This window comes from Nocardia sp. NPDC058244 (assembly GCF_042882065.1).
In the GTDB taxonomy this organism is placed as follows: Bacteria; Actinomycetota; Actinomycetes; order Mycobacteriales; family Mycobacteriaceae; genus Nocardia.
The window spans coordinates 1-14331 of record NZ_JBHVWX010000011.1 but is presented as its reverse complement, the minus strand read 5'-3'; the positions used below and the strand labels follow the sequence as shown (position 1 = coordinate 14331).

The 14331-nt window shown below is 69.7% G+C and carries 16 protein-coding genes, 1 tRNA gene and 2 pseudogenes; 11 read left to right on the top strand and 8 right to left on the bottom strand.

Annotated features, from left to right (window positions below; genetic code table 11):
* Positions 1-99: 99 nt before the first annotated feature.
* Both ACFVW6_RS30140 and ACFVW6_RS30135 read left to right on the top strand, forming a co-directional pair.
* A complete protein-coding gene (locus tag ACFVW6_RS30140; protein ID WP_378833948.1) occupies positions 100-852 on the top strand; it encodes a dioxygenase in 753 nt (250 codons plus the stop codon).
* Between the two features lie 26 nt (positions 853-878).
* Positions 879-1373 (top strand): DoxX family protein, encoded by a 495-nt coding sequence (locus ACFVW6_RS30135; protein ID WP_357343825.1) that lies wholly within the window; start codon positions 879-881, stop codon positions 1371-1373.
* 92 nt (positions 1374-1465) lie between these two features.
* Here ACFVW6_RS30135 and ACFVW6_RS30130 read toward each other — a convergent pair.
* The 3 genes and pseudogenes from ACFVW6_RS30130 to ACFVW6_RS30120 form a co-directional block, all read right to left on the bottom strand.
* Positions 1466-1792, bottom strand: a pseudogene (locus ACFVW6_RS30130) (transglycosylase family protein); the annotation flags it as partial.
* Between the two features lie 364 nt (positions 1793-2156).
* Positions 2157-2861, bottom strand: a complete 705-nt coding sequence (locus tag ACFVW6_RS30125) for a flavodoxin family protein (RefSeq protein ID WP_378833921.1) — start codon at positions 2859-2861, stop codon at positions 2157-2159.
* 73 nt (positions 2862-2934) lie between these two features.
* Positions 2935-3570 (bottom strand): TetR/AcrR family transcriptional regulator, encoded by a 636-nt coding sequence (locus tag ACFVW6_RS30120; RefSeq protein ID WP_378833923.1) that lies wholly within the window; start codon positions 3568-3570, stop codon positions 2935-2937.
* 136 nt (positions 3571-3706) lie between these two features.
* Here ACFVW6_RS30120 and ACFVW6_RS30115 point away from each other — a divergent pair, with 136 nt between their 5' ends.
* A complete protein-coding gene (locus tag ACFVW6_RS30115) occupies positions 3707-4315 on the top strand; it encodes a CatB-related O-acetyltransferase (protein ID WP_378833951.1) in 609 nt (202 codons plus the stop codon).
* A 37-nt stretch (positions 4316-4352) separates the two neighbouring features.
* A pseudogene (locus ACFVW6_RS30110) lies at positions 4353-5213 on the top strand (macrolide family glycosyltransferase); the annotation flags it as partial.
* On the opposite strand, the gene ACFVW6_RS30105 reads toward ACFVW6_RS30110, so the two are convergent.
* Positions 5210-5848, bottom strand: coding sequence for an RNA polymerase sigma factor (locus ACFVW6_RS30105; protein ID WP_378833925.1), 639 nt, complete (start codon positions 5846-5848; stop codon positions 5210-5212). The pseudogene ACFVW6_RS30110 and the gene ACFVW6_RS30105 sit on opposite strands and share 4 nt — an antisense overlap.
* A gap of 94 nt (positions 5849-5942) precedes the next feature.
* Here ACFVW6_RS30105 and ACFVW6_RS30100 point away from each other — a divergent pair, with 94 nt between their 5' ends.
* Complete coding sequence (locus tag ACFVW6_RS30100) at positions 5943-6467, top strand: DM13 domain-containing protein (RefSeq protein ID WP_378833927.1); 525 nt, start codon at positions 5943-5945, stop codon at positions 6465-6467.
* Positions 6468-6472: 5 nt separating this feature from the next.
* Here ACFVW6_RS30100 and ACFVW6_RS30095 read toward each other — a convergent pair whose 3' ends face one another.
* Entirely contained in the window at positions 6473-6706 is a 234-nt protein-coding gene (locus tag ACFVW6_RS30095) for a zf-HC2 domain-containing protein (protein ID WP_355282354.1), read from the bottom strand.
* An 89-nt stretch (positions 6707-6795) separates the two neighbouring features.
* On the bottom strand, positions 6796-7428 hold the full coding sequence (locus ACFVW6_RS30090; RefSeq protein ID WP_355282357.1) for a response regulator transcription factor: 633 nt from the start codon (positions 7426-7428) through the stop codon (positions 6796-6798).
* 82 nt (positions 7429-7510) lie between these two features.
* Here ACFVW6_RS30090 and ACFVW6_RS30085 point away from each other — a divergent pair, with 82 nt between their 5' ends.
* The gene (locus tag ACFVW6_RS30085) at positions 7511-8047 is read left to right on the top strand and encodes a hypothetical protein (RefSeq protein ID WP_378833930.1); all 537 of its coding nucleotides are present in this window, start codon (positions 7511-7513) and stop codon (positions 8045-8047) included.
* Between the two features lie 5 nt (positions 8048-8052).
* Here ACFVW6_RS30085 and ACFVW6_RS30080 read toward each other — a convergent pair whose 3' ends face one another.
* Positions 8053-9222 (bottom strand): histidine kinase, encoded by a 1170-nt coding sequence (locus tag ACFVW6_RS30080; protein WP_378833932.1) that lies wholly within the window; start codon positions 9220-9222, stop codon positions 8053-8055.
* A 217-nt stretch (positions 9223-9439) separates the two neighbouring features.
* Between ACFVW6_RS30080 and ACFVW6_RS30075 the strand changes: the two genes are divergently transcribed.
* A complete protein-coding gene (locus ACFVW6_RS30075) occupies positions 9440-10000 on the top strand; it encodes a heme-binding protein (protein ID WP_355282365.1) in 561 nt (186 codons plus the stop codon).
* Between the two features lie 58 nt (positions 10001-10058).
* Here the strand turns inward: ACFVW6_RS30075 and ACFVW6_RS30070 are convergent, their stop codons facing one another.
* Positions 10059-11012 carry a DNA polymerase domain-containing protein gene (locus ACFVW6_RS30070; protein WP_378833935.1) on the bottom strand — a complete coding sequence of 318 codons (954 nt, stop codon included), beginning with the start codon at positions 11010-11012 and terminating at the stop codon, positions 10059-10061.
* Positions 11013-11793: 781 nt separating this feature from the next.
* Here ACFVW6_RS30070 and ACFVW6_RS30065 point away from each other — a divergent pair.
* From ACFVW6_RS30065 to ACFVW6_RS30050, 4 genes are all read left to right on the top strand, one after another.
* Positions 11794-12183 (top strand): hypothetical protein, encoded by a 390-nt coding sequence (locus ACFVW6_RS30065; RefSeq protein WP_355284985.1) that lies wholly within the window; start codon positions 11794-11796, stop codon positions 12181-12183.
* Between the two features lie 127 nt (positions 12184-12310).
* A tRNA-Glu gene (locus ACFVW6_RS30060) sits at positions 12311-12383 on the top strand.
* 116 nt (positions 12384-12499) lie between these two features.
* Positions 12500-13105, top strand: coding sequence for a QsdR family transcriptional regulator (locus ACFVW6_RS30055; protein ID WP_378833938.1), 606 nt, complete (start codon positions 12500-12502; stop codon positions 13103-13105).
* Between the two features lie 17 nt (positions 13106-13122).
* Complete coding sequence (locus ACFVW6_RS30050; RefSeq protein ID WP_378833940.1) at positions 13123-14268, top strand: acyl-CoA dehydrogenase family protein; 1146 nt, start codon at positions 13123-13125, stop codon at positions 14266-14268.
* Positions 14269-14331 lie beyond the last annotated feature (63 nt).

Sequence of the window (14331 nt, the reverse complement as noted above, 5' to 3'; positions counted from 1 at the left end):
GCCGCAAACCCTAATCACTTCGGCGGAATAGCTGCGCATCGCGTATTGTTCAAATTTGAACATACACAGTTCACCGATCCGAAGGAGCCGACCGTGACCATGCCGGTGCTCTACCTCTCGCACGGCGCTCCGCCGCTGATCGACCACGCCACCTGGCCCGCCGAGCTCGCCGCCTGGGCGGCCGACCTGCCCCGGCCGCGCGCGATCCTGATCGTGTCCGCGCACTGGGAGTCCGCCCCGATCACCCTCGGCGCGACCACCACCGTGCCGCTGGTCTACGACTTCAGCGGCTTCGCCCCGCGCTACTACGACCAGCGCTACGCCGCCCCCGGCGCGCCCGCGCTCGCCGCCCGGGTGCGCGAACTGCTCGGCGGCGCGGTCGCCGACGCCCCCGATCGCGGCCTCGACCACGGCGCCTACGTGCCGCTGAGCCAGATGTACCCCGACGCCGACATCCCGGTGCTGCAACTGTCGATCCCTACACTGGATCCGCAGGACCTGATGGAGTTCGGCCGCGCACTCGCCCCGCTGCGCGCCGAAGGTGTGCTCATCATCGGCAGCGGGTTCTTCACCCACAACCTGCGCGCGCTGACCGCCGACGACCACCACGTGCACTCGTTCACCGCCGAGTTCGACGACTGGGGCCGCCGGGCACTCGACGACCGCGATATCGACACGCTGCTCGACTTCGAGCACACCGCCCCCGCGCCGCGGCTGGCCCACCCGCGCACCGAGCACTTCGCCCCGCTGTTCCTCACCCTCGGCGCGGGCGCCGAGGACATCGACTCCCTGCGCACCGTCATCGACGGTTACTGGTTCGGGATGGCACGACGCTCGGTTCAGATCGGCTGACCGGGCGCAACGGAAAGGACATCGCCATGACGACATCGACCACCCCCACCGACGCCGGACTCCTCGTGCTGCGCCTCGGTGTCGGCGCGACCATGGCCGCGCACGGCACCCAGAAGCTGTTCGGCTGGTTCGACGGCGGCGGCCTGTCCGGCACCGAGAAATTCTTCGCCGCGAGCGGCTATCCGTCGGCGAAAGCCTTCGCGGTGGTGGCCGGACTGAGCGAGACGCTCGGCGGCATCGGCCTGATTCTCGGCCTGCTCACCCCGCTGGCCGCGGCGGCGATCCTGGGCACCATGCTCAACGCGATCGCGGTGAAGTGGGGCGGTTTCTTCTCGCCCAAGGGTGTCGAATACGAGATGATCCTGGCGGTCGCGGCGACGAGCCTGGCGCTCAGTGGCGCAGGCGCTTTCGCGCTCGACCGGTTCGTCCCCGGCCTGCGCAACTACAAGCTCGCCTACGGCGTGGGGGCCATTGCCCTGGCCGTACTCGTCGGCGGAATAACGCTGCTCGTCCGGAATTGAAATTCAACGAAAAAACCCGCTATTCGACGTGTGCATCGAATAGCGGGTTATTCGTTTCCCGACAAGGAAAGTCTGAAATTCAGCGCGCTTTACAGGTAGGCGCTGCACACCGGCCAGGCGCCGGGACCTTGCGCGGCCAGCACGTTCTCCGCGATGCGGATCTGCTCCTCGCGGCTGGCGTTGTCGGCGGTGCCGGTGCCACCGTAGGCCTCCCAGGTGCTCTGCGAGAACTGCAGGCCGCCGTAGTAGCCGTTACCGGTGTTGATGTTCCAGTTGCCCGTGCTCTCGCACTGCGCCACGGCGTCCCAGTTGTTCGCCGAGGCGGTCGCGGTGGTCAGACCGGCCGGAACGGCGATCATGGCGCCGGCGACAGCGGCGAAACCGAGGGCACGAGTGGTGAACTTGCGATTGAAAGACATAAGGATTCCTGCCTGCGCCCACCGGCTCGGTGAAGTAATCCACCGCGTCCCTGCCCCTCAGTAATGTCGGGGATCCTCGAAATCGCGGGGCAGGCTTTCCGGTGTTCTGCGATTCGATTCGGCTCGGGTTGTTGTTCAAGCCGTGACCGAATGTAGCCGGAATGCGAGCTGAGATCACGTCCGGATCACGGACGCGTCTGTACCGGACATTGTCCAAAGGAACAGTGTTCCGTGCAGGTCCACCGTGACAAATCCGTAATCACAATACTGTCGTTATACCGTCGTTATGTGACCGGGATCACCCGTATATAGCGACCCTGGTCACGTTTCCGATCCGGCAATTCGGGCATCGCGCCCGCGCGGGTCAGCGGTATTCGGGGTTCTCGAAGCCGAACCGGCAGCCCGCGTCCCACTCCGAGCGCTGGTTGCCGTGGACCGGGATGCCGCCGACATCGCGCAGGATCCGGGCCAGATGCAGGAGATTCCAGGTCATGAAGGTGGTGTTGCGGTTGGTGAAGTCGTTGTCCGGGCCGCCCGAACCCGGGTCCAGATAGGACGGCCCCGGCCCCGCCTCACCGATCCAGCCGGCGTCGGCCTGCGGCGGAATGGTGTAGCCCAGGTGCTGCAGGCTGTAGAGGATGTTCATCGCGCAGTGCTTGACGCCGTCCTCGTTCCCGGTGATCACACAGCCGCCGACCTTGCCGTAGTAGGCGTACTGCCCCGCCGCGTTGAGTTGGGACGAGTTGCCGTAGAGCCGCTCGATCACCCGCTTGGTGACCGAACTGTTGTCACCGAGCCAGATCGGCCCCGCGATCACCAGGATGTCGGCGGCCATGACCTGCTCCTGCAGCGCGGGCCAGGCATCGGTGGCCCAGCCGTGCTCGGTCATATCGGGCCAGACGCCGGTGGCGATGTCGTGGTCGACGGCGCGCAGGTGCGAGACGGCGACGCCGTTCGCCGCCATGATGTGCGCGCTGACATCGATCAGACCCTGCGTATTGCTCGGTTCCGGCGAACGCTTGAGCGTGCAGTTGATGAACAGCGCCGACAGATCGTCATAGGTCGCCATGGTCGTTCGGCCTCCTCGGTGGATGACGCGGCGATCCCCGCCGCGCAGTACCGTGCCCGCACCGGCCGTGACGTTACGGCGGCGAGGTCACATCCGAGGGCGCCGCGGGAGCACAGCACGATGTCGACAACTCCCCGGCCACCGCGCTCTCGGCCGCCCGGCGCGGCAGCTCCGGATCGGGTTCCAGCCGGAGCAGGACCACCCGGTGGTAGACCGGGGCGGTCGCGGTGATCAGCAGGGCGCGCGCGTCGACAGCGGGCGCGAGCTCACCGCGCGCTACCGCCCGTCGTACGACGACCTCCGACTGGCGGTAGCGGTCGGCCCACAGCCGCCGCAGGGCCTCGGCGGCCTCCGCGGAGCGGAACGACACCGCGATGAGGGCCACCGCGATCGAGTTCGGCTCGCCCAGCGAGTCCTGGATCTCCTGGTTGAGCGCGGTCAGGTCGCCCACCAGCGACCCGGTGTCGCGGGGCTGCCAGTCGATGTCTCCCGCCGCGGTGAACAGGTCGGCGATCAATCCCCCGGTATCGCGCCAGCGGCGGTACACGGTGGCCCGGTGCACGCCCGCGCGGGCCGCGACGGCGTCCACGGTGACCGCGTCGTAGCCGTTCTCGGCCAGTTCGGCGTGGACCGCGTCGAGGACCTGGGTGCGGATCCGGGCGGTCCGGCCGCCGGGGCGAGTCCGGGGTGTCGGCGAGGGGGAACTCATATCGGTTATCCGGTTGCTCGGTGGGACGGGGTCGTGGCACCATCCTAACGCGATAGTTGTCGCACTAATACCGGAGGAGTTCGCTGTGCCAGAGACATCAACGCTCGAACCTCCGGATCCGGCCACGCTGCATCCCATGGCGGGCCAGCCGCGGGTGGTGCTGCTGAAACCGCTGGTCACCTCGCCGCTGATCGAGGTCGGCGAGTTCACCTACTACGACGATCCCGACGACGCGACCGCGTTCGAGACCCGCAACGTGCTCTATCACTACGGGCCGGAGAAGCTGATCATCGGGAAGTTCTGCGCCCTGGCCACCGGCGTCCGGTTCCTCATGAACGGCGCCAACCACCGCATGGACGGACCGTCGACCTTCCCGTTCCCCACCATGGGCGGCGCGTGGTCGGCGCATCTGGACCTGCTCACCGACCTGCCGAACCGGGGCGACACGGTCGTCGGCAACGACGTGTGGATCGGCAACGGCGCGACGATCATGCCCGGCGTCCGCATCGGGCACGGCGCGATCGTCGCCGCCGGGTCCGTGGTCACCCGTGACGTCCCCGACTACGGCATCGTCGGCGGCAATCCGGCAAGGCTCCTGCGCACCCGCTACGACGACAACGACATCACCCGGCTCCTGGCCCTCGCCTGGTGGGACTGGCCGACCACCCACCTCACCGAGCACGTGCGCACGATCATGAGCGGCACCGTCGCCGACCTGGAAGCCGCCGCCCCGATCGGAAAGTGAGCGATGCCCCGCCGATGACGACAACCCCGCCGACCACTACCTGTACGACATCGGCGCCTACGCCGCCCGCGCACTCGCCGAAGCCCAGCAGCGGCCCCTGCTCCAGCTGTCGCCGACCTTCGTGGCCTGGCAGGGCTATGAGCAGGACGTCGCGGTGCACCTGCGTGGGCGGCCGGGCGCCGCCGCCTACCGCGAGAAGTTCGCCGGGTGGCTGCGTGGGTGTGGTGCGACGACCACCGACGTGGACGCGTTCGCCGGTCCACCCGACCGCGCGCTGGCCTTGATTCCCCGGGCCATGCAACCGCAGGCCGACCGGGTCGACAGCGACACCGTCACGTTCGTCGGCCCGTGCTTCGCCGCCGACGCGACCACCTGGACCCGACCGACGGCGGACAAGGTCCTGCTGATCTCGCTGGGTTCGGCCTACACCCGTCGACCGGAGTTCTATCGCCGGTGCCTGGCGGCCTACGGTGACCTGCCCGGCTGGCATGTCGTCCTGCAGATCGGAAAGCACACCGAGGAAAGCGAACTCGGCGCCATTCCGGCGAATGTCGAAGTGCACTCGTGGATCCCGCAGCGGGCGATCCTGGAGCAGGCGGACGCCTTCGTCACCCATGCCGGGATGGGCGGGTGCGGCGAGGGGCTGCTCTCGGGTGTCCCGATGATCGCCGTGCCGCAGGGCGCCGAGCAGTTCATGAACGCGGACCGCCTGGTCGAACTGGGTGTGGCCCGCCGGATCGACACCGCCGACGCCACCGCCGAGAACCTGCGGTCGGCCCTGTTCGAGCTCGTGGGCGATCCCGAGGTCGCCCGTCGCTCGGCCGCGCTGCGCACCGAGGCCAGGGCCGAGGGCGGCACCCACCGCGCCGCCGACCTCGTCGAATCGCTGCTCGCCTAGCGCTGGAAGTACTGTTCGAGTCGCGCCCGCACAGTCGACCTGGCGCGGTGCAGCAGCACGCGCTGATTGCCCGCCGAGATGTCGAGCAGCGCGCAGACCTCGTCGGCGGAGTAGCCCTCGATATCGCGCAGGGTGAGGACGGTGCGGTGACGGTCGGGCAGGGCGGACACCGCGGCGGCGAGCAGACGGGCCACCTCGGCGCGTTCGACGGCGTCCTCGGGTTCGGACCACGGACGCGGCTCGGCGCCGATCGCCCAGTGGCCCGGGTAGTGGTCACCGGGCGGGCGGAACCGGCCCGGATCGACGGCGGGCCCCTCGTCCTCGGGCAGCAGCGTGGCGAACGGGACGGTGCGATGCTCCTTGATTCCGCGTTTCTTGGCGGTGTTCACCAGGATCCGATACACCCAGGTCTTGAGCGAGGACCGGCCTTCGAACCGGTCGACACCGCGCACCACGGCCAGCCACGCCTCCTGGACCACTTCCTCGGCGGAGGCGTCGGTGGAGACGAACGAGCGCGCCAGGCGCAGCATCGAGCCCGACCAGGCATCGACGACCAGCGCGAACGTCGCGTCGACACCCGCTCGCAGCTCGGCGACGAGCACGTCGTCGGCGGGCAGGGCGCCGTCGTGTCCCACCGGGTCTCCTCGCTGTCACCACTCGCGTCGCTGGCAGCACAGTACCGCCGCGCGGCGGTGTAACGCGCGGGACCGGTCCGGGAACGGAGAACGCATGCGAGAGAAGGAGAAGACCATGCCACACCGCCGTATCCGCCGTACCGTCCTCAGCGTGCTGGCGGTGGGGTTCGTCGCCGCGCTGGTCGTGGGCCTCTACCTGTTCCAGCCGTGGCGGCTGTTCACCACGACGACCGTCGACGAGGCGCCGATCACCGCCATGGGCGACGCGCCGGTGTCGGTGATCGCGTCCGGCGAATTCCTCTCCCACGAACACGACACGACCGGCTCGGCGCAGCTCCAGCGCCTGCCCGACGGCACGCTGGTCCTGCGGATCACCGACCTGCGCACCTCCGACGGTCCCGCGCTGCACGTGTGGCTCACCGATCAACCGGTGATCGGCGACGACTGGCACAACTTCGACGACGGCACGCACATCGATCTGGGCGCGCTCAAGGGCAACGAGGGCAACCAGAACTACACGCTGCCCGCCGGCACCGACCTGTCGGCCATCGAGTCGGTGAGCATCTGGTGCGCCCGCTTCCACGTGTCGTTCGGGGCGGCCACGCTGACGCCGGCCTGAGCCGGTCAGGCGGGGCGGTGCCAGTCGCGGAACGCCGCGAGCAAGGTGGTGCGCGCCGGGCCGGAGAGCTGCTCGGGCGCGAGCCCGCCGAGGTCACGGGTGGTGCGGCGGATCTGTTCGAGGTAGACCTCGCAGCCGTCGCACTCGGCGAGGTGGGCGAGGAAGCGCAGTTCGGTCGCGCTGTCGAGGGCGCCGTCGAGGAAGCTGGTGACCAGCTCGACGAATTCGTCGCAGTCCATTCGCACCGGCTCCTCTCGCTCGGCCAAGCATAGCCATCGCCGCACCCTTCAGAGCCCGCGGCGGCCCCGGCGTTACAGCCGTCGGCGGTTCAGGCGAGCAGGCGCTTCTCCGTCGCCACCGCGACGGCCGCCGCCCTGGTGTCGACGCCGAGCTTGTCGTAGATGCGGCCCAGGTGCGTCTTCACCGTCGCCTCGCTGATGTGCAGCGCGCGGGCGATCTCGCGATTGCCGAGGCCCTGGGCGAGCTGGCCGAGGATGTCGCGCTCGCGCGCGGTGAGGGTGGGGCCGGGATTGCGCATCTTGGCCATCACCTTCGCCGCGACCGGCGCGGACAGCGCGGTCTGCCCGCTCGCGGCGGCGTGGATCGCGGCGAACAGCTCCTCGGGCCGCTCGGCTTTGAGCAGGTAGCCGGTGGCGCCCGCCTCGATCGCGCGGGTGATGTCGGCGTCGGTGTCGTAGGTGGTGAGGACCAGCACGTGCGGGGTCGGCGCCGGCTGCGCGGTGATCCGGCGGGTGGCTTCGACACCGTCCATGTCGCTGCCGAGTTGCAGGTCCATCAGCACCACGTCGGGGCGCAGGCTCGCCGCCAGCGCGACCGCGGCCGGGCCGTCGGCGGCCTCGCCGATGACCTCGATATCGGGCGCGCTCGACAGCAGCGCGTGCAGTCCGGCGCGGACGACGGCGTGATCGTCGCAGATCAACAGGCGGACGGCGGGTTTCACAAGTGCCGATGCTAGCGCGCACTCCGCACCGGAACATCGTTCCCCATTGCGAACACCGTACGGTAGCCGTACAGTGTTCGCCATGACGAACATCGTGCGCACACCGTCGGCCGAGGCCACCGCGACCGGCCCGATCGCGGCCTTCGCGCGGTTCGTCGCCTGCGGCGGCGGGCTTGGCCTCGCGTCGAGCGTGGCGGTGGCACAGCTGGCCTGCGTGCTGCCCTGGGCCGTCGCGAACGCGGTGGTCACGATCGTCTCGACGCTGCTCGGCACCGTGCTGCACGCGCTGATCACGTTCGGCGGGCACACGCTGCCGGGATGGCGCGAGCACTGGCAGTCGGCGGGGTCCGCGGCGGCGGCCTACGCCGTGACGAGCGCGGCGATGTTCGCGCTGTTCGCCGTGCAGGCGGCGCCGGGCGCGCTCACCGAGCAGGTCGTGTACCTGTCGGCGTCGGGCCTCGCCGGGGTCGGCCGGTTCCTGGTCCTGCGCATGGTCGTCTTCGCCGATCGGCGCCCGACCGGGCGGATCGGCCGCGCGGCGGCCCGCGAACCGAGCACGACCCGGCTGGTCCTCCCGGCACCCCGGCCGCACCGGTACTGGATGCCCGCGGCGGCCTAGCGGCCTCAGCCCACGGCCAGCGGAATCGCCACCGACAGCACCGTGCCGTCGCCCGGCGCCGATTCGATCGCGCAGGTCCCGCCCAGCTGACGCACCCGCGCCCGGATCGCGGGCAGGCCGTGCCCGCGATGCTCGGCCGGATCGGCCATCTCGCCGGGATCGAAACCGCGCCCGTCGTCGGCGACATCGAGGACGATCTGGTCGTCGAGGCTGGTGAGCGTGATGGTCGCGGTGCTCGCCGCCGCGTGTTCGCGCACATTCGCGAGCGCGCCCTGCGCGACCCGCAGCAGCGTCGCCTCCACCCGCTGCGGCAGCGGACCCGGCGTGCCTTCCAGATGACAGCGCACGGTGAGCGTGTCGCTGGACTCCCGCGCGGCGAGCGCGGTGAGCGCGGCGGCGAGCGAACCGCCGGCGGCCAGGTCGGCGGGCGCCAGGTCGTGGACGAAGCGCCTGGCCTCGGCGAGGTCGCGTTCGGCGATCTCGGCGGCCGAGCGCAGATGATCGCGCGCCAGCCCGGGATCGCTGTCCCACACCAGATCCGCCGCCTGCAACAGCATCCGCTGGCTCGACAGGCCCTGCGCGAGGGTGTCGTGGATCTCCATGGCGAGCCGTTCCCGTTCGGCGAGGGTGCCCTCGCGGCGCTCGGTCTCGGCCAGTTCCTGCCGGGTGCGGACGAGGTCGTCGATCAGCGCCGCCTGGTGTTCGGTCTGGCGGCGCATGCCCACGAACAACACGGTGGTCACCGCCGCGACCGCGGGCGGCGCGAGCACCAGATTGGGATCCAGCCAGCCCGCGATCCGCACCTGACTGAACACCACCAGCGCGGTCAGCGCGCAGACCAGCGTCACCGCGACGCGCACCGACAGAATCCGTAAACCGGTGTACACCAACGGAACCGCGCACCAGGCGAAGCTCGGTGCCAGCACCACCAGCACCGCCCAGGTCGCGACGAGCGCCGCGAACCACATCACCCGATTCGAATGCCGCAGCTCGCTCATCGCGTAGAGCACCGCGAGCAGCAGCGCCAGCGCGACGACGAGCGGTGTCGAGCGGGTGTCGGAATGCCGGATCAGCCAGCGCATGAGCGAGGCGGCCAGCAGCACGTAGAACGCGCTGTACACGATGACCGTGAGTAGCCGCGTATCGTCGTTCCGGTCGCCGAGTGTGCTCCGCATCGGTACCTCCCGTCCGCATCAGCTGGGCAAACTCCCCCATTCTCCCCCGCGGGACCCCGTGCCCGGGTCATCCGATCGGTTGACCCCGGTGTCGCCCGATCCGGCCGCGCAAGTGCAGCCGGTTCGCCGATCCGCGCGGGCCGCCCAGCGCACAGGATGGATATCAACAGGCCACGGCACCACCGCCGGACGGCCGAGAATCCGATCAGGAGCAGCCATGAGCACCAAGTTCAGCACCCGCAACCGCCTCATCGTCGCCGGCGCCTCGGCCGCCGTCGTCGCCGCTGGCGTGGTTGGCGTGGTGACGGTGCAGGCCCAGAACCCCGACGCCGCGACCCGCACCCCCGTCGTCGCCGACGCCGCCGACGCCAACCTGACCCAGAGCACCCACCTCTCGATCGCCGCCGCCACCAAGGCCGCGCAGACCGCGCTCGACGCGGCGGCCAAGGAGAACCAGCGGGTCAGCGTCGCGGTCGTCGACCGCAACGGCAATGTCATCGTCACCCTGCGCGGCGACGGCGCGGGCCCGCAGTCCTACGACGCCGCCCAGCAGAAGGCGTTCACCGCCGTCTCCTGGAACGCCCCCACCACCGAGCTGAGCAAGCGCCTCGAGTCCGCCCCGCACCTGGCCGACATCGACGGCACCCTGTTCCTCGGCGGCGGCGCGCCGGTGAAGGCCAACGGCGCCCCGATCGCCGGCATCGGCGTGGCCGGCGCCCCCAGCGGCGACCTGGACGAGAAGTTCGCCCAGGCGGGCGTCGCCGCGATCGGCAAGTAATCCCCTCGAACACCCGGCGGCCCGATGACCTCCCCAGGTCATCGGGCCGCCGTGTCGTTCAGCTCTCCCGCCGCGCCTTGGCCCGGCGCTTGCCCTCGTGCATGGCCTGCACCCTGGCGATCGGGATGGTGTGCCCCTCGGCGATCAGGTCGGCCGGAAGTGCCTGTGGCGCGGGCATTTCCGTGGCCCACGGATCGGTGTCGCCGAGCAGGTTCGGCGCGCTGCGGAGGGTGAAGTCGGCGGGGACGACATCGTCGATATCGCTCCAGCGCAGGGGAAACGAGACCGGGACGCCGGGGCGGATGCGCGGGCTGTAGGCCGCGATGACGGTGGCGCCGCCCGCCCTGGTCGAATCGAGGAAGACCTTGCCGTGCCGGTCTTCCCGGATGAACGCGGTGGTGCCGACGGCCGGGTCGATGCGTTCGGCGCGCGCGGCGATCGCCCGGGTCGCGGCGGCCGCGTCCTCGATCGCGATGCCGGGCACGACCGGGACGAACACGTGTAAACCCTTGGCGCCGCTGGTCTTCACGGCGCCGTCGAGTCCGTCCGCGGTGAGCGCGGCCCGGATCAGGTGGGCGCCCGCCGCGGCGTCGCGGAAGGTCTGCCCCGGTGACGGGTCGAGATCGAGTACCAGATGGGTCGGCCCGGCGCTGTGGTCCACCGGCAGCAGGGTGGGGTGGTACTCCACGGCCCGCTGATTGCCGAACCACAGCAGTGTCCGCTCGTCGTTGCCGAGCGCGTAGGTGACCTCCCGGTGCGAGCTCTCGGCCCACACCGTCACCCGCGGCACCCATTCCGGCGTGTACTTCGGCAGGTTCTTCTGCATGAACGGTTCCTGCCCCGGCCGCACCCGCACCACCGACAGCGGGCGGTCCCGCAGCACGCGCACCAGCCGCTCCCCGGCGAACTCCAGGTAGTCCACCAGGTCCCGCTTGGTCGCCTCGGCACCGTCGAACAACGGCTGGTCGAGGTTGGACATCTCGACCCCGCCCCGCACTTCCTTGCTGGCCATCGCCCCACCCTCCCCCGTCCCGCCGGGGTGGTCAACCAGCCGCGTCGCCGAGGATTCGCCCGGAAAGGGAACATCCACCGGAGCAAGGGCCGATCAATTACTCGAATTGTCGACCGCGCACAAATATCGGCAAGCGAATCCTACACAGAAACAATCCGCGCATCGAACCCGTCTTTTCCCGCCCGGAAGTACCGGATGTGATGCGCGACACAACAGTGTCGCAACCTCTGCCGATTCATCTTTCGTTCACCTGCCTAGCGCGAATGGAAACAAAGGAAATCGACAAGGTTTCACAGCGGGGTGATTCTTATCCGGTCGCGGATTTTTCACGGCCGGACCGCCGATCGACAAGGCTGGAACACCACCGGCACGCATCAGCGAACAGCGCCACACCGCCGAATCGTCCGAGATTCCCCAGGTCCACACGCCTATCGGCGATCGACATCGCGCATGACCGACGCTCCAGACGGCCGGAGAATCAGTGACACAGATCACACAGGAACTCCACAGGCAGGCATCCCGAGACCCCCCGAACGCCCCCGCAATAGGCCGAATACGCCGATTCGCGCGCGTGAACCGTGACCCCGGAACAAAACCCCGCTGTGACCCAAATCATTCGGCAATCCAGATCCCCAGGTCACCGAAAGGAATCGACCCCATTTATCGGAGCGCCGTTTCCGCATTGTTCAACATTGCGACTGCGACCGCCTCGTCCGGTCTGCTATCAATTAGCTCTCGCCGGCCGATTCGGGCGGGTGAGAGAAACTTCAGGAGATCAACTATGCGCACCCTGCGTATCCTCGGCGTCGCCGCTGTCGCGGCGGGAATCGTCCTGAGCGGCACCGGATTCGCGTCGGCCGCCGCCCCCGAGCCCATCGCCGACCCGCCCGTCTCGGGCTCGGCCGTCCTGGTCAAGGGCCTCGAGGCGCTGGGTTCCGGCTCGGCCACCGCTCCGAAGATCGTCGCCGACCCGCCCATCTCGGGCTCGGCCGTGCTGCTCAAGGGCCTCGAGGCGCTGACCTCGGGCTCGGCCCTGCCGTCCGCCTTCGGCCAGCTGGGCGTCGCTCCGCAGCCGATCGCCGACCCGCCGATCTCCGGCTCGGCCGTCCTGCTCAAGGGCCTCGAGGCCCTCGCGACCGGCTCCAGCGCCGCGCCGAAGCCCACCAGCTAGTCGCCGATCGTCCGGACAGGGTCCGCCCTGTCGGCCCGGCCGGGCAGCCGACCAGCCGTTTTGGTTGATTGCCCGGTCGTCGGCTATCGTATGTTCCGCGCGGTTCACCCCGGTGAATCGTAGTTCTGGCCCCGTCGTCTAGCGGCCTAGGACGCCGCCCTCTCAAGGCGGTAGCGCGGGTTCAAATCCCGTCGGGGCTACAGCGAACTCCCCGGTCATCGCGACCGGGGAGTTTTTTCATGCCCCGATCCGTGCAACAGATTGACAGACGTTGCACAGTCCATACACTGAGGGGGATGTTGCACCCGGAGGTGACGTGACCGAGCAGACCGCGCTGAGCAAGCGACTCGACGATCTCGCCGCCCGGCCCGACGCCCTCACCGCCTTCAAGGCGGCCAGATCCGGGTTCCTGGCGGGCCGCAGGCTGGAGATGAAGGAACTCGCCGTCGAGCTCGGCGTCAACCGGGCCACCCTGTTCCGCTGGGTCGGCGGCCGCGACGAATTGCTCGCCGAGGTGATCTGGTCGGTGGCCGAACCCACGCTGCGCCGCGCCGTCACCGCCAACACCGCGCGGGGTGCCCGCCGGATCGCCCGCGTGCTGGGCGATTTCGCCGAAGCGGTGAACACCTCCGACGCCTTCCGCCAGTTCCTGCGCCGCGAACCCGAACGCGCGCTGCGCCTGCTCACCACCCGCGCCGGTTCCGTGCAGCGCCGCTTCGTCGACGTCATCGCCGGCCTGCTCACCGAGGAGATCGCGGCGGGCACCCTCGATCCGCCGCTGCCGGTGCCGGAACTGGCGCTGCTGCTCGCGCGGATCACCGAGACCTTCATCTACGCCGACGTGATCAGCGGCGAGGAACCCGACGCGGCCAAGGTGGTCCAGGCGTCGCTGGTTCTGCTGGGCGTACGGCCCGAACAGTAGGAAGCGAAAGGAAAACCATGCAGCGCACCATCTACTCCGAGGACCACGAGGCGTTCCGCGCGTCCGTCGCCGAGTTCGTCAAGCGCTCGATCGAGCCCAACGCCGAGCGCTTCGCCGAGGAGCGCGCGATCGACCGCGCGACCTGGCTGACCGCCGGTGAACTCGGCTACCTCGGCCTCGGCGTGCCGGAGGAGTTCGGCGGCAGCGACGCGGGCGACTACCGGTTCGCCGCGGTCCTCGGCGAGGAACTCGCCAGAGCCGGTGCGGCGCTGTCGTCCTCGTTGGGCATCCACTACGACGTGTGCGCGCCCTACCTGGTGGAACTGACCACCGACGAGCAGAAGCGGCGCTGGCTGCCCAAGTTCTGCACCGGTGAGATCGTCACCGCCATCGGCATGACCGAGCCCTCGGGCGGTTCGGACCTGGCCGCGCTCAAGACCACCGCGGTGCGCGACGGCGACGACTGGATCATCAACGGCTCGAAGACCTTCATCACCAACGGTTTCAACGCCGACCTGGTCATCGTCGCCGCCCGCACCAGCCCGGAGAAGAAGGCCAAGGGCATCACGCTGTTCGCGGTCGAGAACGGCATGGAGGGCTTCACCCGCGGCCGCAAGCTCGACAAGGTGGGCCAGCCCGAATCCGACACCGCCGAACTGTTCTTCGACAACGTCCGGGTGCCCGACGCCAACCGGATCGGCGAGGTCGACCGCGGCTTCATCGCCATGATGGAGCGGCTGCCGCAGGAGCGCATCGGCGCCGCGATCTCCAATATCGCCCACGCGGCGGCCATTCTGGACGAGACGCTGGCCTACGCCAAGGAGCGCAAGGCGTTCGGGCAGCAGATCGGCAGCTTCCAGTACAACAAGTTCCTCTTCGCCGAGCTGGTCACCAAGGTCGAAGTGACGCAGGCGTTCGTCGACCAGGGCATCGCCGCGCACGCCGCGGGCACGCTGTCCGCGGTCGACGCCGCGAAGGCGAAGTGGTGGTCGGCGCAGGTGCAGAACGAGGTGCTCGACGCCTGCGTGCAGCTGCACGGCGGCTACGGCTACATGCGCGAGTACCGGGTCGCGCGGGCCTGGATGGACGCCAGGGTCACCAAGATCTGGGCGGGCTCCAACGAGATCATGAAGGAGCTCATCGGCCGCGATCTGGGCCTGTAGGGCGCCGAGAGGTAGAGCGTCGGGGGGGGGGGGGGGGGGGCCGGCGGCGCCCGCCCCCCCCGC

Coding starts and splice junctions, on each gene's coding strand:
- ACFVW6_RS30140 (WP_378833948.1), top strand. CDS start 100: ATGCCGGTGCTCTACCTCTCGCACGGCGCTCCGCCGCTGATCGACCAC.
- ACFVW6_RS30135 (WP_357343825.1), top strand. CDS start 879: ATGACGACATCGACCACCCCCACCGACGCCGGACTCCTCGTGCTGCGC.
- ACFVW6_RS30125 (WP_378833921.1), bottom strand. CDS start 2,861: ATGGCGACCTATGACGATCTGTCGGCGCTGTTCATCAACTGCACGCTC.
- ACFVW6_RS30120 (WP_378833923.1), bottom strand. CDS start 3,570: ATGAGTTCCCCCTCGCCGACACCCCGGACTCGCCCCGGCGGCCGGACC.
- ACFVW6_RS30115 (WP_378833951.1), top strand. CDS start 3,707: ATGGCGGGCCAGCCGCGGGTGGTGCTGCTGAAACCGCTGGTCACCTCG.
- ACFVW6_RS30100 (WP_378833927.1), top strand. CDS start 5,943: ATGCGAGAGAAGGAGAAGACCATGCCACACCGCCGTATCCGCCGTACC.
- ACFVW6_RS30095 (WP_355282354.1), bottom strand. CDS start 6,706: ATGGACTGCGACGAATTCGTCGAGCTGGTCACCAGCTTCCTCGACGGC.
- ACFVW6_RS30085 (WP_378833930.1), top strand. CDS start 7,511: ATGACGAACATCGTGCGCACACCGTCGGCCGAGGCCACCGCGACCGGC.
- ACFVW6_RS30080 (WP_378833932.1), bottom strand. CDS start 9,222: ATGCGGAGCACACTCGGCGACCGGAACGACGATACGCGGCTACTCACG.
- ACFVW6_RS30075 (WP_355282365.1), top strand. CDS start 9,440: ATGAGCACCAAGTTCAGCACCCGCAACCGCCTCATCGTCGCCGGCGCC.
- ACFVW6_RS30070 (WP_378833935.1), bottom strand. CDS start 11,012: ATGGCCAGCAAGGAAGTGCGGGGCGGGGTCGAGATGTCCAACCTCGAC.
- ACFVW6_RS30065 (WP_355284985.1), top strand. CDS start 11,794: ATGCGCACCCTGCGTATCCTCGGCGTCGCCGCTGTCGCGGCGGGAATC.
- ACFVW6_RS30050 (WP_378833940.1), top strand. CDS start 13,123: ATGCAGCGCACCATCTACTCCGAGGACCACGAGGCGTTCCGCGCGTCC.